The organism is Lentzea terrae, assembly GCF_003265345.1.
GTDB classification, from domain to species: Bacteria; Actinomycetota; Actinomycetes; order Mycobacteriales; family Pseudonocardiaceae; genus Lentzea; species Lentzea terrae.
This window is the reverse complement of sequence record NZ_QFWW01000008.1, coordinates 32,290-53,099: the sequence shown is the minus strand read 5'-3', so window position 1 is coordinate 53,099 and position 20,810 is coordinate 32,290. Positions and strand designations below refer to the sequence as shown.

General features: G+C 70.5%; 22 protein-coding genes. 7 read left to right on the top strand and 15 right to left on the bottom strand.

Going from position 1 to position 20,810, the window contains the following annotated elements; all coding sequences use genetic code 11:
• Window positions 1-2 precede the first annotated feature (2 nt).
• From DI276_RS14595 to DI276_RS14580, 4 genes are read right to left on the bottom strand one after another with little or no spacing between them, the layout of a single operon-like run.
• On the bottom strand, window positions 3-1,142 hold the full coding sequence (locus tag DI276_RS14595; protein ID WP_112263886.1) for a Gfo/Idh/MocA family protein: 1,140 nt from the start codon (window positions 1,140-1,142) through the stop codon (window positions 3-5).
• 41 nt (window positions 1,143-1,183) lie between these two features.
• Window positions 1,184-2,209 (bottom strand): substrate-binding domain-containing protein, encoded by a 1,026-nt coding sequence (locus DI276_RS14590; protein ID WP_112263885.1) that lies wholly within the window; start codon window positions 2,207-2,209, stop codon window positions 1,184-1,186.
• Between the two features lie 25 nt (window positions 2,210-2,234).
• A complete protein-coding gene (locus DI276_RS14585) occupies window positions 2,235-3,260 on the bottom strand; it encodes an ABC transporter permease (protein WP_112263884.1) in 1,026 nt (341 codons plus the stop codon).
• Window positions 3,257-4,759, bottom strand: a complete 1,503-nt coding sequence (locus DI276_RS14580) for a sugar ABC transporter ATP-binding protein (RefSeq protein ID WP_112264234.1) — start codon at window positions 4,757-4,759, stop codon at window positions 3,257-3,259. The genes DI276_RS14585 and DI276_RS14580 overlap by 4 nt, the downstream gene beginning before the upstream one ends.
• Window positions 4,760-5,010: 251 nt before the next feature.
• Between DI276_RS14580 and DI276_RS14575 the strand changes: the two genes are divergently transcribed.
• Window positions 5,011-5,727, top strand: coding sequence for a spermine/spermidine synthase domain-containing protein (locus DI276_RS14575; protein ID WP_112263883.1), 717 nt, complete (start codon window positions 5,011-5,013; stop codon window positions 5,725-5,727).
• Between the two features lie 10 nt (window positions 5,728-5,737).
• On the opposite strand, the gene DI276_RS14570 is transcribed toward DI276_RS14575, so the two are convergent.
• From DI276_RS14570 to DI276_RS14550, 5 genes are all read right to left on the bottom strand, one after another.
• Window positions 5,738-5,923, bottom strand: coding sequence for a hypothetical protein (locus DI276_RS14570; protein ID WP_112263882.1), 186 nt, complete (start codon window positions 5,921-5,923; stop codon window positions 5,738-5,740).
• Between the two features lie 347 nt (window positions 5,924-6,270).
• Entirely contained in the window at window positions 6,271-6,669 is a 399-nt protein-coding gene (locus DI276_RS14565; protein ID WP_112263881.1) for a nuclear transport factor 2 family protein, read from the bottom strand.
• Window positions 6,670-6,674: 5 nt separating this feature from the next.
• Window positions 6,675-7,481, bottom strand: a complete 807-nt coding sequence (locus DI276_RS14560) for an MBL fold metallo-hydrolase (RefSeq protein WP_112263880.1) — start codon at window positions 7,479-7,481, stop codon at window positions 6,675-6,677.
• 66 nt (window positions 7,482-7,547) lie between these two features.
• Window positions 7,548-8,147 carry a DsbA family protein gene (locus DI276_RS14555; protein ID WP_112263879.1) on the bottom strand — a complete coding sequence of 200 codons (600 nt, stop codon included), beginning with the start codon at window positions 8,145-8,147 and terminating at the stop codon, window positions 7,548-7,550.
• Between the two features lie 100 nt (window positions 8,148-8,247).
• Window positions 8,248-8,748 carry a MarR family winged helix-turn-helix transcriptional regulator gene (locus DI276_RS14550; RefSeq protein ID WP_112263878.1) on the bottom strand — a complete coding sequence of 167 codons (501 nt, stop codon included), beginning with the start codon at window positions 8,746-8,748 and terminating at the stop codon, window positions 8,248-8,250.
• A 222-nt stretch (window positions 8,749-8,970) separates the two neighbouring features.
• Between DI276_RS14550 and DI276_RS52000 the strand changes: the two genes are divergently transcribed.
• The gene (locus DI276_RS52000) at window positions 8,971-9,153 is read left to right on the top strand and encodes a hypothetical protein (RefSeq protein WP_232836660.1); all 183 of its coding nucleotides are present in this window, start codon (window positions 8,971-8,973) and stop codon (window positions 9,151-9,153) included.
• Between the two features lie 16 nt (window positions 9,154-9,169).
• Here DI276_RS52000 and DI276_RS14540 read toward each other — a convergent pair whose 3' ends face one another.
• Genes DI276_RS14540 through DI276_RS14530 form a run of 3 tightly spaced genes read right to left on the bottom strand, consistent with a single transcriptional unit; the run spans window position 9,170 to window position 11,674 of the window.
• Window positions 9,170-10,294: a CBS domain-containing protein gene (locus DI276_RS14540; RefSeq protein ID WP_112263877.1), complete on the bottom strand. Its 1,125-nt coding sequence runs from the start codon at window positions 10,292-10,294 to the stop codon at window positions 9,170-9,172.
• The gene (locus DI276_RS14535; RefSeq protein ID WP_112263876.1) at window positions 10,254-11,264 is read right to left on the bottom strand and encodes an AI-2E family transporter; all 1,011 of its coding nucleotides are present in this window, start codon (window positions 11,262-11,264) and stop codon (window positions 10,254-10,256) included. The genes DI276_RS14540 and DI276_RS14535 overlap by 41 nt, the downstream gene beginning before the upstream one ends.
• Window positions 11,264-11,674 (bottom strand): DUF7144 family membrane protein, encoded by a 411-nt coding sequence (locus DI276_RS14530; protein WP_112263875.1) that lies wholly within the window; start codon window positions 11,672-11,674, stop codon window positions 11,264-11,266. The genes DI276_RS14535 and DI276_RS14530 overlap by 1 nt, the downstream gene beginning before the upstream one ends.
• A 150-nt stretch (window positions 11,675-11,824) precedes the next feature.
• Between DI276_RS14530 and DI276_RS14525 the strand changes: the two genes are divergently transcribed.
• From DI276_RS14525 to DI276_RS14515, 3 genes are read left to right on the top strand one after another with little or no spacing between them, the layout of a single operon-like run.
• Window positions 11,825-13,651, top strand: coding sequence for a glycoside hydrolase family 15 protein (locus tag DI276_RS14525; protein WP_112263874.1), 1,827 nt, complete (start codon window positions 11,825-11,827; stop codon window positions 13,649-13,651).
• Between the two features lie 36 nt (window positions 13,652-13,687).
• On the top strand, window positions 13,688-14,173 hold the full coding sequence (locus tag DI276_RS14520; RefSeq protein WP_112263873.1) for a DUF1269 domain-containing protein: 486 nt from the start codon (window positions 13,688-13,690) through the stop codon (window positions 14,171-14,173).
• Entirely contained in the window at window positions 14,170-14,643 is a 474-nt protein-coding gene (locus DI276_RS14515) for a potassium channel family protein (protein ID WP_112263872.1), read from the top strand. Before DI276_RS14520 ends, DI276_RS14515 begins: the two co-directional genes overlap by 4 nt.
• Here DI276_RS14515 and DI276_RS14510 read toward each other — a convergent pair.
• The 3 genes from DI276_RS14510 to DI276_RS14500 are packed head-to-tail and all read right to left on the bottom strand — an operon-like array spanning window position 14,609 to window position 17,597.
• On the bottom strand, window positions 14,609-15,898 hold the full coding sequence (locus DI276_RS14510) for an MFS transporter (RefSeq protein ID WP_112263871.1): 1,290 nt from the start codon (window positions 15,896-15,898) through the stop codon (window positions 14,609-14,611). The two genes, DI276_RS14515 and DI276_RS14510, sit on opposite strands and share 35 nt — an antisense overlap.
• Window positions 15,895-16,599 carry a hypothetical protein gene (locus DI276_RS14505; protein WP_112263870.1) on the bottom strand — a complete coding sequence of 235 codons (705 nt, stop codon included), beginning with the start codon at window positions 16,597-16,599 and terminating at the stop codon, window positions 15,895-15,897. The genes DI276_RS14510 and DI276_RS14505 overlap by 4 nt, the downstream gene beginning before the upstream one ends.
• Window positions 16,596-17,597: a hypothetical protein gene (locus DI276_RS14500; protein ID WP_157984706.1), complete on the bottom strand. Its 1,002-nt coding sequence runs from the start codon at window positions 17,595-17,597 to the stop codon at window positions 16,596-16,598. Before DI276_RS14500 ends, DI276_RS14505 begins: the two co-directional genes overlap by 4 nt.
• Before the next feature lie 146 nt (window positions 17,598-17,743).
• Between DI276_RS14500 and DI276_RS49905 the strand changes: the two genes are divergently transcribed.
• Window positions 17,744-17,959 carry a hypothetical protein gene (locus tag DI276_RS49905; RefSeq protein ID WP_157984705.1) on the top strand — a complete coding sequence of 72 codons (216 nt, stop codon included), beginning with the start codon at window positions 17,744-17,746 and terminating at the stop codon, window positions 17,957-17,959.
• Window positions 17,960-18,019: 60 nt separating this feature from the next.
• On the top strand, window positions 18,020-20,611 hold the full coding sequence (locus DI276_RS14495; RefSeq protein ID WP_112263868.1) for a LuxR C-terminal-related transcriptional regulator: 2,592 nt from the start codon (window positions 18,020-18,022) through the stop codon (window positions 20,609-20,611).
• Window positions 20,612-20,810: the final 199 nt, after the last annotated feature.

Below are 20,810 nucleotides of genomic sequence, written 5' to 3'. Positions count from 1 at the left end.
CCTCAGACCTGGTGCCACGTGCGGGACGCGGCGCTGTCCTCGACGGCGGCGAGGACGCGCTGCACCTGGAGCCCGTCGGCGAACGACGGTGCGGGGTCGGTTCCGGCTGCCACCGCGCGCACGAAGTCGACCGCCTGGTGGGTGAACGCGTGCTCGTAGCCCAGACCGTGCCCGGCAGGCCACCAGGCGCCGACGTACGGATGCGCCGGCTCGGTCACCATGATCCGGCGGAACCCCGCGACGGCCGAGTCCTCGGTGCCGTCGAAGAACTGCAGCACGTTCATGTCCTCCAGGTCGAACGCCAGGCTGCCCGCCGAGCCGTTGACCTCGATGCGCAGCGCGTTCTTGCGGCCGTTGGCGAACCGCGTGGCCTCGAACGAGCCGAGCGCGCCGCCCGAGAACCTGGCCAGGAACAACGCGGCGTCGTCCACGGTGACCTGCCCGGTCTGTCCGGCCGCAGCGGTACCGGACAGCCCGGAGTGAGCGGACGCCAGCGGGCGCTCGGACACGAACGTCTGCAGCGTCCCGGACACCTCGGCGATGGTGTCGCCGAGGATGAACTGCGCGGCGTCCACCACGTGCGCGCCGATGTCCCCGAGTGCGCCGGAACCGGCCTTCTCCTTGTCGAGCCGCCACGACAGCGGCGCGGCGGGGTCGACGATCCAGTCCTGCAGGTACTGGGCGCGCACGTGGTGGATCTTCCCCAGCCTGCCCTGGGCGACCAGCTCTCTGGCCAGACCCAGGGCAGGCACCCTCCGGTAGCTGAAGCCGACCATCGCGCGCACCCCACGCCGTGCGGCTCGTTCGGCGGCCTCGACCATGGCCACTGCTTCGGTAACGCTGTTGGCCATCGGCTTCTCGCACAGCACGTGCTTGCCCGCGTCCAGGGCGGCGACGGCGATCTCGGCGTGCGTGTCGCCCGGCGTGCAGATGTCCACCACGTGCACGTCGTCGCGGTCGAGCACGGACTTCCAGTCCGTCACGGCCTCGGCCCATCCCAGGCGTTCCGCGGCGGCCCGCGTCCGGTCGGCGTCCCTGCCGCACAGCACGGACATCACCGGCCGCACCGGCAGGTCGAAGAAGCGCGGCGCGACCCGCCACGCCTGGGAGTGCGCGGCTCCCATGAAGGCGTGGCCGACCATCGCGATGCCAAGATCAGTCACAGTGGACGGTCCTCTCTTTTTCAGGACTCGAAGGCGGTGGGCAGGTAGCGGTCGACGTTGTCCTTCGTGACGACCGGCGCGTACAGCTGGACCTGACGGGGGACCTCCACCTCTACCAGGTCGCCGAGGCTCTTGTTCTGCACCGCGAGCCGCGCGAGCCGGATGCCGTCCGCGCCCTGGGTGGACGGGTAGATGACGGTGGCCTTGTGCGGGCCGTTGTCCGCCTTGATCTCCCGCATCACGTTCGCCGATCCCGCGCCACCGACCATGAAGAACTCGCTGCGGCCGGAGTTCTTGATCGCGGCGGTGACGCCGACGCCCTGGTCGTCGTCGTGGTTCCAGATGGCGTCGATGCGGGGTGCGGCCTGCAGCAGGTTCGCGGCGGCTCGCTCGCCGCTCTCCACGGTGAACTCGGCCGCCACCCGGTTGCTGACCTTGAGGCCACAGCTCTGCAACGCCTCCGCGAAGCCCTTGCTGCGGTCCTGGGTCAGCGGCAACGAGTCGATGCCGGCGATCTCCGCGACCACCGCACCTGCCTTGCCCTTCAACCGTTCGCAGACGTACGTGCCCGCGGACACGCCCATGCCGTGGTTGTCGCCCAGCACGGTGGAGCGCGCGGCGAACGGGCTGTCGAACTCGCGGTCGACGTTGATCACGGTGATGCCGGCCTTCATGGCCTTGAGCGCGACCGGCGTGAGCGCGGCGCCGTCGAACGGCAGCAGGACGATCGCGTCCACCTTGTCGTTGATGAACGTCTCGACCTGGCTGATCTGCAGGTTGACGTCGTTGGTGCCCTCGACGACGCGCAGCTCCACGTCGGAGTACTTGCCGGCCTCCGCCTTCGCGGCGTTGGTGATCGCGGCCATCCAGCCGTGGTCGGCGGCCGGTGCGGAGAAGCCGATGACGACCTTCTTGCCCGGTTCGTCGTTGGCGACCCTCACCCCGCCCTGGTTTCCACCTCCCTGGTTCTGCGGCGTGTTGCCCGTGCACGCGGTGAGTGCGAGTGTCAACGCGGCGATCAGAACGACGATTCTCTTGTGCGGCATGGGTTCTGTCTCCTCTGTGGCAGCGTCAGGCGCCGCTGCGTCGGGCGAGCCGCTGCTGGAGAAGGACGGCGACCACGATGATCGCGCCCTTCGCGACGGCCTGGGCGGAGATGGAGAGGTTGTTGAGGGTGAAGACGTTCGACAGCGTCGTGAAGATCAGGACACCGAAGACGGTGCCCGCGATCGTGCCGCGGCCACCGGTCAGCAGCGTGCCGCCGATCACGACCGCGGCGATCGCGTCGAGCTCGTACAGGCCGCCGTGGGTCGCGCTGCCGGTCGTGGTGCGGGCGATGAGCATGACGGCCGCGAGCCCGCAGCACAGCCCGAGCAGCGTGTAGAGCCACACGGTGTGCCGCCGCACGTCGATGCCCGCCAGCCGCGCCGCCTCGGGGTTGCCGCCCACGGCGAACGTCCTGCGGCCGAACGTGGTGCGGTTGAGCAGCACCCATCCGCCTGCCGCGAGCACCGCGAAGATCACCACGAGAACCGGTACCCCCAGCACCGATGCGTCGAAGAACGCGGTGAAGCCCGGCACGTTCACGATCTGCGTCTTGCGGTTGGAGATGATCTCGGCCAAGCCCCTGGCGGCGGCCAGGCTCGCCAGTGTCGCGATGAACGCCACGACCCGTCCGTACGCGATGAGCACGCCGTTGATCAGTCCGCAGGCCCCGCCCACCAGCAACGCGGTGAACACGATGACGATCCAGTGCAGATCGTTGGCGATCCCTTGGGTCGCAAGGGTTGTCGCCCACACCGACGACAGCGCGACGATCGCGCCCACCGACAGGTCGATCCCGCCGCCGGTGATCACGAAGGTCATGCCGACGCTCACGACGCCGATCACCGCCGCGAGGCGCAGGATGGTGAGCAGGTTGTCGACGTCGGCGAACCGGTCGCCCGCGGTGACCACACCGCCGAGGCACAGCAGGACCAGTGCGACGACGAGTCCGGTGTTGCGCCCGGCCGGGGAGCCGAGCAACGCCGAGATGCTGGATTCTTTCGCGATGGGAGCACTTTTCTGCGCGGGCACGGCGGCGGTGTCCTCGCTCATGCGGCGTGTCCTTCCATGACCAGGTCGAGGACCCGGGACTCGTCGATCTCGTCGGCAGGACCGTCGTGCACCACGCGGCCCTCGCGCACCACCAGGACCCGGTCGGCCAGGCCGAGGACCTCCTCCACGTCGCTGGACACGACGACGACAGCCACGCCCGAGTCCGCCAGTTCGCGGATGAGCTCGTAGATCTCGCTGCGCGCGCCCACGTCCACACCGCGAGTGGGTTCGTCCAGCAGCAGCACCCGGCACTCGCGCAACAGCCACCGCGCGAGCACGACCTTCTGCTGGTTGCCTCCGGACAGGCCCCGCACGACGCGGCCGACGCCGGGAGGGCGGACGTCCAGTGCCTCGGTGAGTTTCATCGAGCGGGCGCGTTCGGCGCGGTCGTCCAGGAACCCGAAACTGGCGAACGACGACAGCGACGAGACGGTGATGTTGCGGTAGACGGCCTGGTCCAGCAGCAACCCCTGGCTCTTGCGCTCCTCCGGGCACAACCCCATCCCCGCGCGCACGGCCGCGCCGACACTCCCCCGCCGCAGTTTCCTGCCGTCGACCTCGACCGTGCCCTCGGCCGCTTTCCTCGCGCCGTAGACGGTTTCCAGGATCTCCGAGCGGCCCGACCCGACGAGACCCGCGAGCCCGACCACCTCACCGGCGTGGACGGTGAGGTCCACGCCGGCGAAGCGGTCGCCGTCGGCCAGTCCGCGCACCACCAGCACCTCGGGAGCGGCCGGGTCGACCGGTTTCCGTTGCGGGAACACGTTGTCCAGCACGCGCCCGGTCATCAACGCGATCAGTTCCGAGGTCTTCGTCTCGCGTGCGGACAGGCCCGTCGCGACCGTGCGGCCGTCCTTGAGGACGGTCACCCGGTCGCCGATCTCCCTGATCTCGGCCAGCCGGTGCGAGATGTAGATCACCGCCACCCCCTGGGCGGTGATCTCCCTGATGATCCCGAACAGGACCCGAACCTCGTCCGGGTCCAGCACGGCCGAGGGCTCGTCCATGATCAGCAGCTGGCCGTCCAGCGACAACGCCCGTGCCATGCTGACGACCTGCTGATGCGCCACGGACAACCGGCCGACGTCGCGGTCGGGCGAGATGTCCGGGTGTCCCAGCCGGTCGAGCAGCGCGCGGGTCCTGCGGCGTGCCTCCGACCGCCTGCTGAAGCCCATTGTGGACAGTTCGTGGCCGAGGAACACGTTGTCCGCCACCGACAAGCCCGCCACGAGGTCCAGCTCCTGGTAGATGGCGGCCACACCGCTGCGCATCGCGGCGGTCGGGTTGCCGAACGACACGACCTCGCCCCGCCAGCGGATCTCTCCCTCGTCCGGCCGGTGCGCGCCGGACAGCACCTTGATCAGCGTCGACTTGCCGGCGCCGTTCTGCCCGAGCAGGCAGTGCACCTCGCCCGCGCGCACCTCGAAGTCCACGCCCTGCAGTGCCGTCACCCCGGGGAAGCGCTTCACCAGCCCCCGGACCGACAGCAGCGCCGTCATCGGGTCACCTCTGTCCACGACCGGACAAGCGCGCGACAACGCGCGGGCGAGCTCGTCATTGAGTCCTCCGGGCCACGGAAAACGTTGTGCCAAAAGGGAAATCTGTCCTACGGAGGGTTAAACTAAATAGCCGCTCTTCCCCAGGTCAAGATTGTCGAAGTGGCACATATCGGCCAATTTTTCTCTTGACGGGATCCCGTCATGCCACTGCCAGTCCGGCGACGGTGGGCGGCGCACGGCAGGATGGGAGGATGAGTGCACGTTTCCAGGAACTCGACTGGCGCCAGACACCACTGGGTGAGCTCAGCCTGCGTCAACGGATCGATCCCGGCAGCGGCCAGGAGATCCACGAGATCAAGCTCAACGACGAGTTCCTGATGTCCAGCCTGTTCACCGTCGCCGAGGTCGAACTGGCCCGCCTGGCGCTCGCGGACCTGCCACGGGAGCCCCTGCACGTGGTCGTGGGCGGCCTCGGGCTCGGCTACACGGCACAAACCGTGCTGGAGCATCCGCACGTCGGCTCGCTGCTGGTGGTCGACGCCCTCAAGGAGGTGATCGAATGGCACCGGCAGGGGCTCATCCCCGCCGGGAAGGCGCTGACGGCCGACGAGCGTTGCCGTCTGGTCCACGGTGACTTCTTCGCCATGGTCCGCTCCGGTCACGGCTTCGACCCGGTGGCCCCCGGCAGGCTGTTCGACGCGATCATCGTCGACATCGACCACTCCCCGCGGCACCTGCTGCACCCCGGCAACGCCGACTTCTACCAGCCAGAGGGCCAGCGGCGGCTCGCCGAACTGCTGCGTCCCGGCGGAGTCTTCGCGCTGTGGTCCAACGACCCGCCCGACGAGGAGTACGCGGCCACGCTCGCCACGACCTTCACCGCGGTTCGGGCCGAGATCGTCAGCTTTCCCAACCCCTTGCAGGACAGGTGCTCCACCAACACCGTCTACCTCGCGAAGCGCGGTTGAGGCCGCGACGTCACCGCTTCTTCGGCCAAGGGATCAGCAGCACGAGGCCACCGAAGGCGCACAGCAGCCCGATCGTCGTCCACAGCTTCTGCCCCGTCATGAAGCTGCCCTCCAGATGCCCCAGACCCTGCGCCGTCCACACCCCGCCGAGCAGGAGCAGCACGATCCCGAGCCCGGTCGCCAGTTTTCTGCCCATCCTGGCAGCCTACCGGCCGTCGTCACCAGCGCGTCCACAGTGGACTGAACCGGGCGACCTGACCCAAGCCTCACGGGTCGGTGTGCCTTGCCGCTATTGGCGGTCACGCCACGTCGGAACCGCCACCGGACCGCACGAACGACACCGCAGCGCCGACCCGTGACGCGACACCGAGCTTGAGAATGATCCTGCTGACGTGGGCGCAACTCTCCTTCGCACGGCGAAGAAGGAGCGCCTGTACCCCCACGGCCAACCGGGAGGCGAACCTCGCCCGGTCACCGAAGCAGGAACAGACGACCCTCGTGGTCGGGTTCAGTGTGCCGGCTCGACACCGACCACGAGCAGGGTCAGGCTTGCATGGCCTCCCGCACCACCGCGGTGTCCACGAACTGTTCGAAGCGGACGATGAGCCCGCCCCGGACGACGAAGTGGTGCGCGACGCGAACGGCGAGCGGCTTGCCGGTGGCCTTGTTGACCGCCGTGTACCGGGCGAGCACGACGACGTTCTCGCCTTCGGCGACGTAGGTGTCGTCGTGCGCGGCCCAGTCGTCCCACTCCTCGGCCAGCTTCTCCATCACGTTCGACGTGACGCCGGAGGGTGTGCGGTAGGTGCCGGCCAGCGGGAAGCCCGCCATCTCGGTCCACTCGACGTCCGGTGCGAGGGTGGCGCGCAACGCGTTCAGGTCGCGGGTGGCCGAGGCCAGGTACTGGCGGCGGACCACATCGGCGGGCTCGGTGGAGGTCATGTCGGTCAGCCCCAGGTCATTTCGCCCTTGGCGACCTTCGCGCCGATGACGGCGGCGACGATCATGCCGTGGTCCGGGTAGCGCTCGGTGAGCGCCTCGGTCAGCGACGGGCCGTCCTCGGCGGCGGCGAGCTCTTCTTCGAAGGCGAGGAGGTACTCGCGCGTGTTGGCGATGGCGGTGGCGTCGGCCGGCGCGTCCGGCAGGCGGTGGCCCGGCACGACGAGCTCCGGGTTCAGCGCCTCCATCTCGTCGAGCAGGCCGCGCCACGCGGTGCGCTGCTCCGGCTTCGCGGTGTCGGCGACCCAGACGTGCTCGTGCTGGAACAGCAGGACGCCGCCGAGGAGGGCGCGCTGCTCGGCCTGCCACAGGTAGTGGCGGTCGGGGAGCTCGGCGGTGCCGCCCCTGAGCTCGAAGCGGTGGCCTTCGAGCGTGATGTCACCGGTGAGCGGCTGGAGGTCGACCAGCCGGGTGGGCAGGTTGACGCCGGACGACGCCCACGCCTTCAGCTTGCCCTCGTAGGAGTGCTGGATGTGCTCGATGACGTGCGAGGTGGCGACGAAGACGGCGTTCGGGAACGCGTCGGCGACCACCTCGGCGCCGAAGTAGAAGTCCGGGTCACCGTGGCTGATGAACACCGTGGTGAGCGTCTTGCCGGAGTCGAGCACGGCGGCGACCAGGCGGTGGCCGTCGGCCAGGGTGAAGCCGGCGTCGACCAGCAGCGCCTCGTTCTCGCCGGTGACGAGGGTGGCGGTCTTGTTCTTGCTGCCGACCGGGAAGTCCAGGTCGAGGACGGTGAAGTCGAGGGTGCTCACGGAAACTCCTTGGGCTCAGCGGAAGGACACAACCGGCAGGCGGCGATCAGCTCGGCAAGGCGGGACTCAGCGGGCGGACAGGACCGACAGGCGGCGGTCGACGTCGTCAGCGGTGGCGTGGCCGCGGGCCAGCACCGTGACACGGTCGCCGTCCACCGCGAGCAGCGTCGGATAGGCGTCGACACCGAGCTCGGCGGCACGGTCGAAGTCGTCGACGGGCGAGTCCAGCGCGGCGAGCACGGGACCCGGCTCGAGCCCGGCCTCCTCGGCGATGCGCGCGTACGTGGCCGGCTCGGACAGGCTGAGCCCGTCGACGTAGAAGGCGCGCTGGACGGCGACGGCGAACTCCGCGGCCCGGTCGGGAGCGGCCACGCGCAGTGCGGCGACACCGCGGGCGGCGGCCGCGGAGTCCATCACGAACTCCCCGTCCGCGATCAGCCGCTCGTAGGCGGCACCGAACTCGGCGCCGGTGAGCTCGGTGATCTTGGCGTTCGCGCCCTGGATGTAGCCGAACTGGCGGATCGGCACGCGCCGCGCACCGGTGAACAGGCCACCGGAGACGACCTCCACCGGCAGCTCCGGATGGCGGCGGGCCACCTCGGTCAGCACACCGGAGAAGCCGTGGGACCACCCGCAGTACGCGTCGAAGACGTAGACCAGCTGCACGGAAAGACCTCACTTCAGGTCACGCCCGCACGGCGCAGGCGAACTACCTGACACAACAGTATCTGACGTGTCAGATATTTCCCGCGCTAGGTGGTTTGGGTCACGCCCGCTCAGGACGGCGAGACAGCACGTCCCTCGCCGCGTGGCTGAGGATCCGCAGGTCCTCCGCGAACTGCTCGCGGTGCGCCTCGGGCAACGGCTCGACGAAGTAGCGCCGGATGTTCTCCAGGTGCACCCGCGACGCCCGCACGACGGTCTCCTCCCCCACCGCGGTCAGCCGGACCAGCCGGCCACGCCGGTCACCGGGGTCCGCGGCCCGTTCCACCAGCCCGGCCGCCTCCATCCGGTCCACGAGCCGCGTCACCCCGCCGCTGGTGAGCACCTGCTCCCTGGCGATCGCACCCATCGACAGGCCCGGCTCGCCGGCCCGGCCCAGGATCAGCAGCACCTCGTACACCAGGTGGCTGATCCCGCACTCCACCTCGAGCGCGCGGCCCAGGAGGTGCTCCAGCCGGCCGGCCGCGCCCTGCAGGCGACCGAAGGCGAGGATCAGCTCGTGCTGGGCCGCCTCGGCAGCCGTCGAGATCGGAGCTTCGTCCACCTCGCGATCATGCCACCAGGGTCAGGGCTCGATGAGGACCTTCAAGCTCTTGCGGTCGGCCATGTCTTGGTAGCCGGCCGCAATGCCGTCGAGGTCGGTGGTGGCGTCGAACACCTTGCCCCTACCTGTTCGACCTGGCCCGCGCCGGCCCGCCGCACGCCGTCACGCCGCAAGGACGTCGACGTCCCTCCCCGCATCGAGTGGCTGCTCGGCTCAATCACGATGTCCGGTGCCTTCGTGCGCACCGGCCGCCTTGACGTCCTCGCCCGCAACGCGCTCGGCCGGGCCCTGCACGCGCCGATGTTCGACAGCCCCACCACGGCGCAGTACGGCCGCGCCAATTTCGCCCGCTACTTCGTCCTCCTCGTCCGTGTCCGGCCATCGGCGTACCTGCTGTCCGAATGATCGGTCACATCCACCCTCAACTCCCCGCGTGCACCTGATCGGCGGTGAACCGGACGTCGGTCACGCCTGCGACCGCGCGCACCAGCACGTCGACCACGTGGCGCTCCGTGTCGGCACGGCCCGCCTTGTCCACAATGGACACCTTGCCGCCGGCCACCGCGATCTGCCACCGCTGCGCACCCCCGACCATGCCGAGCCGGTTGCGGATCTCGGCTTCGACGACCCAGTCCGCGCGGGAGATCGAGCGGAGCAGGTCGCGGCGGGTCACGATGCCGGCGAGGCGGCCCTCGTGCACGACCGGCAGGCTGCGCACACCGTGCTCCAGCATCAGGTCGGCGACGTCGGCCAGGTCGGTGTTCGGCCCGACCGTCACCGACGGCGTCGCCATCACCTGAGCCACCACGTCCGCCGGCACCTGCCTCACCTCGACGGGCTCGCCGTGGACGAGCCACCGGGAGTCCTGCGGCAGGCGGTTCCGCAACAACTCGGCCTCACCGACCACGCCGACCAGCGCGCCCCGTGCGTCCACCACCGGCAGTGCGGTGAAGCCGCGTTCGGAGAGCAGCCGTGCGGCGTCACGTGCCGGGGTGTCCGGTGCCGCGACGACCACGTCGGTCGTCATCACGTCTCGAGTCCTCACGACGCTCCTCGGTCGAAGATCACGGTTTGTGCGAAGTTCCTGCCTGCCGCAAGCCTTCTCGCCTCGGGAGCGGCCGCACACCGGCCAACGACGTGGTTCGGGCGTGCCTCGGGTTCCGGCCGAGCCAGGACGTTGGCCGGTGTGCGGCCGGATTTTCATGTGCGCGAACCTCACCAGACCGAACAACAAGGCCATCCCACCGACCACCACACCCCACAACAGCAGGGCGCTGAAGATCGCGCCGACCGCGGCGCCATGGTTGGTCAGCGGAGGCTCGGTCACCTCGCCGCGGGCTTCGCTCACCGACGGAGCGTCCTCCACCAGCACCGCGTTCACCTGCGTCCGGCTCTTCTGCTCCACCTCGACGCGCGCCTCGTGCGTCGCGTAGATCTCCGAGCCGACCGCGCCGGCCGCTGCACCAACCTGCTCGACGGCATGGTCTACGAACAGCCCGACGACCTCAGTCCGCTGTACGTGGCGCTGGAGCCGTGGGGGTGCCATCTGTTCGCGGGGGCCTGAGCAGGGCCGCCGCCCATCCCGCCGCCGGGTCGAGGTCGACCAGCAACACCTTCACCAGCACGGTGAGCGGCACCGCCAGCAACGCGCCGAGCGGGCCGAGCACCCAGGCCCAGAACACCAGGGCCAGGAACGTGACGGTGGTCGACAGCCCGGCGGCGTCGCCGGTGAACCGCGGCTGGATCAGCGACTGCACCACGAAGTTCAGCACCCCGTAGAACACCAGCACGGCCAGCGCCCGGCGCGGGCCGTGCTGCAGCAGCGCCAGCACGGCGGGCGGCGCCACCCCGAGCAGGAACCCGATGTTGGGGATGTAGTTGGTGACGAAGGACAACACGCCCCACAGCAGCGCGAGCGGAATGCCCAGCAAGGCGAGCGCCACCGTGTCCAGCACCGCCACGACGAACCCGAAGACCGTCGTGACGAGGACGTAGCGCCGGGTCCGGCGGACGAACTCGATCAGCGCCTCCCGCAGCTGTGGCCGGTCGACCGCGATCTCCGCCAGCCGCGCACCGGCCCAGCCCACCTCGACACCCAGGAACAGCAGCAGCGCCAACAGGAACACGAGACTGGTGGTGAGGCTCGTCAGCTCGGTGAGCAGTCCGCCGATCGCGCCCACCAACTGGCCGCGGTCGACACCGTTGATCGCCTCGGAGGCCCGCACGACCAGCTCGTCGCGCGCGAACTCCGGCAACATCGCGACCAGCCGCGCACCGGACACCACGACCGTCACCGCCACGATCGCCAGCACTCCGTAGACGAGCACGACCACGGTCAGCGTCGCCAGCCACGGCGGCGCGCCGCGGCCGCGCAGCCACCGGTGCACGGGACTGATCGCGATGACGACCAGCAACGCCAGCATCGCCGGCGCCACCAGCCACGCGACCGCCCGCACCCCGGCGACCACGACGACCGCGGCCGCGCCACCGAGCAGGATCGTGAGCGCGCGTGGCATCAATGGTGCGTGGACTCGAAGCTGGTCTTGATGTCCGCTTCGGGCCCGTGCACGACCACGGCCCAGATCACCGTGACGCACAGGGCGATGACGATCGTGGACCACAGCGGGTGCACCGACACGAACGCCAGCTGCGCCACCGCGTTGATGACCGCGAGCACCACCGCGACCACCCGCGCCCACGCGGCACCGGAGAGCAACGCGCCTCCCGCGAGCACCACCAGGATCCCGATCAGAAGGGTGATCCAGCCCCACGCGGTGATGTCGAAGACGAGCACCTGCTCCTCGGTCACGACGTAGTACTCACCGCGGAACAACGCCACCAGCCCCTCAATGGCGTTGAACGAGCCCATCACGATCATCATGATGCCCGCGAACCAGATCCAGCCGAGCCAGCCTGTCTCCCGCATCGTGCCTCCGTTGTCTCTTCGACGGGATTGCCCGGTCACCGTGACACCGGCGCGCGGGACGGATCTTCACCCCTTTCGCGCGAGAGGCTGCGCGGTGTTCCGTCCGCGAGGGTGAAGACCCCGGCCGGCCCCCCGGTGAGGCTCGCTGCCATGACGACACCACCCTCGTACCCGCTGATCGCCGACCACGGGCTGATCGGCGACCTGCAGACCGCCGCGCTCGTGTGCACCGACGGCACGGTGAACTGGTTCTGCAGCCCGCGCTTCGACTCGCCGTCCGTGTTCGCGTCGCTGCTCGACCGGCAGCGCGGCGGGTTCTGCCGCATCCGCCCCATCGGCCACACCGGCCCCGGACGGCAGCTCTACTTCCCGGAGACCGCCGTGCTGATCACCCGGTTCATGACCGAGGAGGGCACCGGTGAGGTCGTCGACTTCATGCCGCCGCTGCCCGACGAGGACGCGACCGAACGGCATCGGCTGGTGCGGATCGTGCGGTGCGTGCGCGGCCGCGTCACGTTCGAACTCGATGTGGCGCCACGGTTCGACTACGGCCGCCGCGCCCACCGCGCCAAGATCACCGACGACGGGGTGATCTTCGACTGCGGCCCGTTCGGCCTGGTGCTGCACGTGGTGCGCGAGCCCGGCGATCCCCGGCTCGGCACCGGGGAGATCACCGAAACGCAGGACCTGCACGCCACGCTCTCGTTGGTGGAAGGGCAGACGCGCGGCATCGTGCTGGAGTCCGGGGTCACGGGACCACCCCGTGCCGTCACGTCCGCCCAGGCACGGGAACTGTTCGAGGCCACGGTGCAGTTCTGGCACGGCTGGCTCGCCCAGTCGACCTACCGCGGCCGGTGGCGCGAGGCGGTCGACCGGTCGGCGATCACGTTGAAACTGCTGACCTACGCGCCGTCCGGTGCGCTGATCGCGGCGCCGACCGCGGGTCTGCCCGAGCAGCTCGGCGGTGAGCGGAACTGGGACTACCGGTACACGTGGGTCCGTGACGCGTCGTTCGCCGTGTCGTCGTTGCTGCGGCTGGGTTTCACCGAGGAGGCTCGCGCGTTCGGGGGCTGGCTCACCCAGCGGTGCCAGGAGGGCGGACCGCTGCAGGTGATGTACGCGGTCGACGGATCGGCCGACCTCACCGAGCACGTCCTTCCGCACTTCGAGGGCTACCGGGGCTCGGCGCCGGTGCGCTCGGGCAACGGCGCGGCCGGTCAGCTGCAGCTCGACATCCACGGCGAGTTCATGGACAGCGTGTACGCGGCGCACCTCGCCGGTCTGCGGATCTCGCACCGCGGCTGGCACGCGGTGCTGGAACAGCTGGAGTGGCTGGCGGACAACTGGGACCAGCCGGAGGAGGGGATCTGGGAGACGCGCTCCGGCCGGGCCGACTTCACCTACGGCCGGGTGATGAGCTGGGTCGCGTTCGACCGCGCCATCCGCGTCGCCACCGCGGAGGGGCGGCCGGGGCCGGTGGAGCGCTGGCGGTCGGTGCGCGACCGGATCCACGGCCAGGTGTGGGAGCGCGGCTGGAACCGCGTGAGCAGCGCCTTCGTGCAGCGGTACGGCTCGTCCGCGCTGGACTCGTCGTTGCTGCGGCTGCCGCAGGTCGGTTTCGTGGCGCCGCGCGACCCGCTGTGGCTGGACGCGTTGGCCGCCATGGAGTCGCTCGTGCACGACAGCCTGGTGCTGCGCTACGACACCGAGGCCGCGCCGGACGGGCTGCGCGGGTCGGAGGGCACCTTTTCGTTGTGCACCTTCAACTACGTGACCGCGCTGGCGTTGTCCGGCCGCGACCGCGAGGCACGGCTGGTGTTCGAGAAGATGCTGACCTACGGCAACCACCTCGGGCTCTTCGCCGAGGAGATCGACCTGACCGGCGAGCAGCTCGGCAACGTCCCGCAGGCGTTCACCCACCTGGCCCTCATCGACGCCGCCGTCACCCTCGACGACCGGCTCACCCGTCGCGGGTGAGGACCGGTGCCGCCCGTCTCTCGCACAGTTTCGGTCATGGCCACTTTGACCGTGTGGAAGTTCGACACCTCCGACGGGGCGCGCAACGCGCTCGACCTGTTGCAGAAGCTCCAGGAACAACAACTGATCACCATCCGCGACACGGCGTACGTCTACTGGGAGGCCGATGCGAAACGCCCCAAGACCAAGGAGCTCGGCAAGCTCACCGGTGCCGGCGCGCTCGGCGGGGCGTTCTGGGGCCTGCTGTTCGGGCTGATCTTCTTCATCCCCGTGCTGGGTGCGGCGATCGGCGCCGGTGTGGGCGCGCTGGCCGGGTCGTTGTCGCGCGCGGGCATTGACGACGACTTCGTCCAGGACGTCCGGGAGAGCGTCACGCCGGGCACGTCGGCGTTGTTCGTGATGTCCGAGCGCGCGGTCGTCGACCGGGTGGCCGACCAGTTCAAGCAGACCGGCGCGAAGCTGATCACGACGAACCTGTCGACGGAACAGGAGAAGCTGCTGAAGGAGACGTTCACCGCATGACCTGGGCGGTGGTACGGCCGGCAACGACTGTCGGGGTGCTGCTGCTGGTCTACTACCGCCTGCCGATGGACCAGCCGGAGGACGGATACACCGTGCTCCGGCTGGTCTCTGCGCTTGCGTTGGTGGGACTGGTCTTCTGGTGGCAGGTGCGGATGATCGGCCGGTCCGCGCACCCCGGCTGGCAGGGCGCGCAGGCGCTCGCGTTGGTCATCCCCTTGTTCCTGCTGGTGTTCGCGCAGGCGTGTGTCCTGCTGGCTCGGCATCAGCCCGGCAGCTTCACGATTCCGTTGAGCCGCACGGACGCGCTGTACTTCGTCGTCACGGTGTTCGCCACGGTCGGATTCGGTGACATCGCACCGGTTTCGCAAGCCGCGCGCGTGCTGGTGACCGTGCAGATGATCGGCAACCTGCTCGTGGCAGGCGTGGCGCTGAAGGTCATCCTCGCCGCGGTTCGCCGTCGCGCCGGATGAACAGCGCCAAGCCCAGCCCGACGACGGAGAACAACACCAGCAGCGTCAGCGCCGCGCGGTACGGGTGTCCCGCGCCGGTGAGCACCGAGCCGACCAGCGCGGTGCCGAACGACGACCCCAGGTTCGAGACGGCGCGCGACACCCCGGACACGTCCGCCTGGTCGGCGTCGGGCCAGCGCGACTGCACGACGTTGACCGAGGCCGTCAGCATGATCCCGATGCCGGCGCCGAGCAGGAACAACCCGACAGGCTGCTGCACGGTGCCGGCGATGGTCAGCAGGAAACCCACGCGGATCAACGTCCGTTGCGAGTGCCGCCGGGCGAACCTGCCCGCCAGCGCGGACGTGACGAGCATGCCGATCGTCGCGGGCAACAGGGCGAGGCCGGTGTCGATCGCGCTGAGGTGCTGTTCCTGCTGCAGGTGCACGGAAAGGACGAAGAACGTGCCCTGCAGCACCAGCCACTGGACCAGCTGGGTGCCCAGCCCGAGGTTCGACGTGCGGTCCCTGAACAGCTTCGGATCGCACAACGGGTTCTCGACCCGCCGGATGTGGACCGCGAACACGGCCAGCACCGCCGCTCCAGCGCCGATGAGCAGCCACGTGCTGAGCTGCCAGCCGTTCACGTTGGTGCGCAACACACCCAGCACCAGCAGGAACAGGCCCGCACCGGACAGGAACGCGCCCAGCAGGTCGAACCCGGTGCTCTTGCCACTGGTCCTGGGCAGGTTCCGCGCCAGCACGATGATCACCGCGACCACCAGCACCTGCAGCAGGAAGGAGGCGCGCCAGCTGAACGTGCTGGTGATCAGGCCGCCCAGCAACGGTCCCGCCGCCGCGCCCAGCCCGCCCGCGCCGGAGACCGCGCCGAATCCCTTGGCCCGCGCGGTTGCGTCTGCGGCGAGCGCGGTGACGAGGATGTAGATCGGCGGGATCATCAACGCCGACCCGACGCCTTCGAGGAGCGCGTAGCCGACCAGCAGCAGGCCGGGACCGGGGGCGAACGCGGCGAGCAGCGCGCCCGTGCCGTAGATCGCGAGGCCCAGCACGAAGCACCGGCGGCGGCCCCAGCGGTCGGTGAGCTTGCTGCCCGGCACCATGAGCGCGGCCATGACGAGCGTGAACAACGTGATCGTGGTCTGGACGCCGGTGATCGTGGTGTCGAGGTCGTCGGCGATCGTGCTGATGGCCACGTTCATGTTGGTGGCGGCGTAGCTCGCGATGAACTGGGCCAGCGCCAACGGGAGGACCTTCACCGGCCGTTCCCCACCTGCAGGTGCCCGGCCGCCCTCCCCAGCAGCGAGTGCACGACCCGCAGCACGTCCGCCACCCGGTCCCGGTGCTCCCGCAGCACCTCGGCTTCCCGCGCCGCCTCCCGCACCATCCGCTCGGCCCGCGACCGCGCGGTCTCCTCCAGGACGTGGAGATCCCGCAGGGCATCCTTGCGCCGCAACGTCATCGCCAGCTCGAAGTCCTCGGCGACCTGGGCCCGGTGCTGGGCCGCGGCCTCGTCCAGGGCCCGGCGGCGAGCCTCGCCCTCACGGACCAGCCTGCTCATCCGTTCGCGGGTGGTGGCCAGCAGGTCGAGATGTTCGGCGTGGGTCTGCCGCGCGGACGCCCACACGTGTTCTTCGACGGCGCTGGCGCGTTCGACGATCGCGGCGGCCTCCGCCAGCGCCGCGTCGACCGCGTGGCGGAGGCGTTCGCCCACCGAGTCCGGGGACAGCGGCTGCCGGCACAACCGGTCGATGCGGTCGCGCAGCGCGAAGTTCTCCTCTCTCACCGCGTCCAGCTTCTTGGCCAGCGAGAGCGCTCTCGCCTCCGCGGCGTCCCGATCGGCGGCCAGCAGTTCGAAGTCGCGTTCGGTCACGTCCACGTAGTGCCGGACCTGGTCGCGGCGGTAGCCGACCCACGCCACGTCGAAACCGGTGCGCAGCGGCACCAGCTCGGTGGTCATGAGCGCACCAGGGAGAGCTGCGCGCGGCAGAGCCCACCGATGCCCTCGAACGGCGCCGACGGAAGCGCTGCGGCCACCACGTGCACCCGCGTGCCGCTGAGCAGTGCGGCGCGGACCGCCACGTCCGCCAGCAGACCGCAGCGACGGACCGGGGACCAGCAGCGGGACACGTCGGTGGGCGCGGGCCCGTACCAGGCGGTGGCCGTGATGTCCTCCGGGTAGCTGACGAGCAGGTCGTCCAGGCGGCCCGTGGCGATCGCGGCCAGGGTGGCGTCGGCGCCCTCCACCGCGAGCTCGCGGGCACGGCCGCGGTCGTTGAAGTCGGCCAGCACACCGTCGGTCCACTCGCGTGCGGCGGCGCGGGTTTCGGTGGCGATGCGGCTCGGGCTGAGGTCGCGACCGGTCCAGCGGACCACGACATCGCGGCGGACGGGGGCGGGCAGCGCCTCCCACAACGCGCCCACCACCTCGTCCTCCCCCGCCACCACCAGCAGCCGGGCCTCCTGACGGCCGAGCATCTCCGCACACGCGGCCGCCGCCGACCGCACCCCGTCCGGCCACTGCGGTTCCGGGTAGTTCAACGAGATCCGTTCGCTGCCCGCCGCCAGGTCGGCGCTGCGGCGTCCGGCGGTCACGGCGACGCGCGGCGGACGGTCCTGCAGCCAGGCGAGCACCGGCAGGACGTGCGCTGGCGAGCTGAACCAGGCGAGGTCCAAGTGTCGCAGACCGGGCGTGTGGAAGACGCGTGGCGGCAACTCCTCGCCGGCGAACGCGACGAGCGTGTCCGCCTTCGGGTAGAGGGCACGGGCCCGCTGCAGCACCTCGCCGATCGCGGCAACCACGTCGGGGCCCGCGCCGTCGCAGTGCAGCTGGTCGGCGAGGCGGTGCCAGCGCGCCTCCCACGCCCGCAGCGGACTCGAACCCAGGTACACGGACGCGACGGGGCGGGCAGGGCGGACGACGTCGACGAGGTCGGCCAAGGCAAGTCGGTGGCTCATGTGGCCCAGGTTCTGCGGCCCGGGATGCCCGCTGCTTCACCCGCCGCAGGTGAACCCCCTCCCGCGCGGCCTGCCGCTACCGCCCGGTCCGGGGGAGGCCGCGCACGTGTCCGGGCGAGCAGCGTCGGCGGTGGAGGTGACCGATCTTGAGCCGTCGACCCGACCGTTCCCGTTCCCGGCGCATCGTGCTCGTCGTGGCGGTGTTCCTCGCTGTCGTCGTGAGCACCGGCAGTGAGGACTGCGTGCCGTCCGGCGAGACCGCGGCGCTGGCGTTGCTGCCCCGGTTCTTGGGGGTGCTGGGCCGGGGACTGTGGCTGATTTCCGTTTCCGGCAAGGCCAACGAGGGTGAATGTCCGCCCTGATTCGAATGCGGTTCGATCACGCGATCATGCCCTGACAAATTCATCGGGAGACAAAGCGCGATGTCCGACAGTTCGGAGTGTGAGCCTTCCAGCCCCGAGACCGGCCAGGCCAAGTTGCGCGTGCCGACGGCGGCGACACCGCTCGTGCCGCGCCGAGCACTACTATCCACATTGGACGCTCACGTGTCGTCGGTGCCGGTCACGGTGGTCACCGGTCCCGCAGGTTGCGGCAAGACCACGTTGCTGGCCGAGTGGGCGCGACGGCGCGACGACCGGGTGGCGTGGCTGACGCTCGACGAGCACGACAACCAACCGGCGCGGCTGCGGGCCGCCGTCCGTGACGCCCTCGCGTTGCCGGAGACGATCCCGCTGGCCGAGCCGGGATTCTCCTCGGCGATCATCGCCGCGTTCGACCAACTGCCCACCTCGGTGTGCCTCGTGCTGGACAACGTGCACGAGATCCGCGACGCAGACGCGCTCGCGAGCATCGACCTGCTCACCCGCCGGCCACCCGACCGGCTGCGGCTCGTGCTGCTGGGCCGCTTCCCGCCGCCGCTGCACCTCGGCCGCCTGCACCTGGAGGGACGGCTGCGCGAGGTGCTGCCGCACGAGTTCGCCTTCACCCGCGCCGAAACCGAGTCGCTGGTCGCCGCACACGGACTGCAGCTCTCACCCGGAGACATCGACCTGCTGCTGAGACGGACGGAGGGCTGGATCGGCGGGCTGCGCTTCGCGGTCATGCGCCTGGCCGCGACCTCCGGCGGGCCGCGCGACCTGCTGATGTTCGCCGGTCTGGACCAGGTCGTGAGCCGCTACCTCGGCGAGGAGGTGCTGGCGCGGCACCCGCAGCCGGTGCGGGACATGCTCGTCGCGACCAGCGTGTGCGACACCGTCAGCGCGGAATTGGCCGGTGAGCTGACGCAACACCCGAGCCCTGGGATCGTGCTCGACGCGCTGGAGCGCACCAACTCGTTCGTCAGCAGGCTCGAAGCAGCGCCCGAGTGGTACCGCTGCCATCCGGTGCTGCGCGCGCACCTGTCCGCGGAGTTGCGCAAGTCGCGGCCCGCCGACGAGATGTCGCTGCACCGGACGGCGGCCCACTGGTACCACCGCAACGACGAACCCGCAGTGGCGCTGCGACACGCGTTGCGCGCCGGTGACGACCAGCTGACCGCCGAGATCGTCGAGCACTCGGTGCTGCCCGAGGTGCTGCGGGAGGGCAGCGGGCGGCTGCGGGCCGTGTTCGACGCGGTGCCCGGCCATGTGCTCGCCCGTCCGCAGGTCGGGGTCGTCGCGGCACTGGTGGCGATGGACGCGGGCGATGTGGCGGCCGCGGACCGAGTGCTCACCGGGCTGGGCGGCGAACCGCTCGCGTTGCGGCAGGACCGGGTGCGGGTGCTGCACGCGACGGCGTTGTTGCGGCGCGGCCGGTTCGACGCGCGGCTCGGGGAGGCGTTGCGGGTGATGGCACGCACGGCGGCGGGGCGTGGCGGCACCGATGCGGAGGTGGCGGCGTTGCTGAACCGCGGGGTCGCGGCGATGCTGTCCGGTGATCACACGGGCGCGGAGCACGACCTGGTGCGCGCGGCGGCAATCGCACGGCAGGAGGGCTTCGACCACGCGGTGCTCGACTGCCAGGTGCAGCTGGCGACGCTGGCCAGCGTCGCCGGCGACCTCCGCGGCGCGGCTCGGCAGGCCGGCGAGGCGCTGGAGTTCGCCGAGGAGAAGGGCTGGCAGTCGCACTTCGTCTGCGCGCTCGCCTACACGCTGGTCGGGGTGCAGGCCTACCTGCGGCTGGACGACGCACGGGCGGTCGAACTGTCGGGCCGAGCCGTGCACGCGCTGGGCGACCGCCCCGATCCGGCGATCGGCCTTGCGGTGTCCACTTTGGACGCCGCAGTGTCGTTCCCCACGGCGGCCGACCCTCGCGCGGTCGTCGGCCGCGTTCGCGCGCAATGGCAGGACGTCGCAGGACGCCAGGTGATACCGCCGGTCATCGCACACATCGCCCCCGCCGTGCAGCGGATCGCGTTGCGCTCGGGCGACGAGCAGTGGGCGTCCGCCATGCCGGACCAGGTCGAGGCGATGTTCGGCCCGTGCGGCGAACAGGCGGTGCTGCGCGCCGTCGTGCACACCCACCACGCCCGCACGTCGCAGGCCCGCAAGCTCGTGGAACCGCTGCTGTCAGGCGAACTACCGGCCCTGGCGGCACCGACCGTCGTGGACGGCTGGCTGCTGGAGGCGGTGCTGGTCGATCGCGCCGGCGACCAGCGACGCGCGCACGAAGCCGTGAGCCGAGCACTGGCCGCCGCCGAACCGGTCGACGTGCTGCGACCGTTCCTCAACGCCGGCAAGCCCGTGCGCGACCTGCTGGCCCGTGGCGCGGGCCGGTTCGGCCGGCTGGAGTCGTTCGCCACCACCACGATGACCGCGCTGCCCGCCGCGTCGGTTGCCTCCACCGACGTGCTGACCAGCCGCGAACGCGACCTGCTGCTCGAACTGCCGTCGATGCGCACCACCGAGGAAATAGCCGACTCGCTGTTCGTGTCGGTCAACACGGTGAAGACACACCTGCGCGGCATCTACCGCAAGCTCGGCGTGAACCAGCGCCGCGACGCCGTGCTGGCAGCACGACGCCTGGGTCTGATCTGATTTTGGCCCCTTGGGCCTTTTCGGCGCCCGCGCCACACTTGATCCACGCGGGCCCACTCTTCGCCCGGCTCGTCGCACTCGCCACCAGCGAGCCAACTCCGTTTCACCGGCACCCCCGGCCGTGCGCTGTTCTTGTGCTGCGCGCGGCCGGGTGGGGTGCCGCCACGCGAGTTGGTGTCTGCAGGGTTTCCGGAGAGCG

Coding starts and splice junctions, on each gene's coding strand:
- DI276_RS14595 (WP_112263886.1), bottom strand. CDS start 1,142: ATGGTCGGCCACGCCTTCATGGGAGCCGCGCACTCCCAGGCGTGGCGG.
- DI276_RS14590 (WP_112263885.1), bottom strand. CDS start 2,209: ATGCCGCACAAGAGAATCGTCGTTCTGATCGCCGCGTTGACACTCGCA.
- DI276_RS14585 (WP_112263884.1), bottom strand. CDS start 3,260: ATGAGCGAGGACACCGCCGCCGTGCCCGCGCAGAAAAGTGCTCCCATC.
- DI276_RS14580 (WP_112264234.1), bottom strand. CDS start 4,759: ATGACGGCGCTGCTGTCGGTCCGGGGGCTGGTGAAGCGCTTCCCCGGG.
- DI276_RS14575 (WP_112263883.1), top strand. CDS start 5,011: ATGAGTGCACGTTTCCAGGAACTCGACTGGCGCCAGACACCACTGGGT.
- DI276_RS14570 (WP_112263882.1), bottom strand. CDS start 5,923: ATGGGCAGAAAACTGGCGACCGGGCTCGGGATCGTGCTGCTCCTGCTC.
- DI276_RS14565 (WP_112263881.1), bottom strand. CDS start 6,669: ATGACCTCCACCGAGCCCGCCGATGTGGTCCGCCGCCAGTACCTGGCC.
- DI276_RS52000 (WP_232836660.1), top strand. CDS start 8,971: ATGTCCGGTGCCTTCGTGCGCACCGGCCGCCTTGACGTCCTCGCCCGC.
- DI276_RS14540 (WP_112263877.1), bottom strand. CDS start 10,294: ATGGCACCCCCACGGCTCCAGCGCCACGTACAGCGGACTGAGGTCGTC.
- DI276_RS14535 (WP_112263876.1), bottom strand. CDS start 11,264: ATGCCACGCGCGCTCACGATCCTGCTCGGTGGCGCGGCCGCGGTCGTC.
- DI276_RS14530 (WP_112263875.1), bottom strand. CDS start 11,674: ATGCGGGAGACAGGCTGGCTCGGCTGGATCTGGTTCGCGGGCATCATG.
- DI276_RS14525 (WP_112263874.1), top strand. CDS start 11,825: ATGACGACACCACCCTCGTACCCGCTGATCGCCGACCACGGGCTGATC.
- DI276_RS14520 (WP_112263873.1), top strand. CDS start 13,688: ATGGCCACTTTGACCGTGTGGAAGTTCGACACCTCCGACGGGGCGCGC.
- DI276_RS14515 (WP_112263872.1), top strand. CDS start 14,170: ATGACCTGGGCGGTGGTACGGCCGGCAACGACTGTCGGGGTGCTGCTG.
- DI276_RS14505 (WP_112263870.1), bottom strand. CDS start 16,599: ATGACCACCGAGCTGGTGCCGCTGCGCACCGGTTTCGACGTGGCGTGG.
- DI276_RS14500 (WP_157984706.1), bottom strand. CDS start 17,597: ATGAGCCACCGACTTGCCTTGGCCGACCTCGTCGACGTCGTCCGCCCT.
- DI276_RS14495 (WP_112263868.1), top strand. CDS start 18,020: ATGTCCGACAGTTCGGAGTGTGAGCCTTCCAGCCCCGAGACCGGCCAG.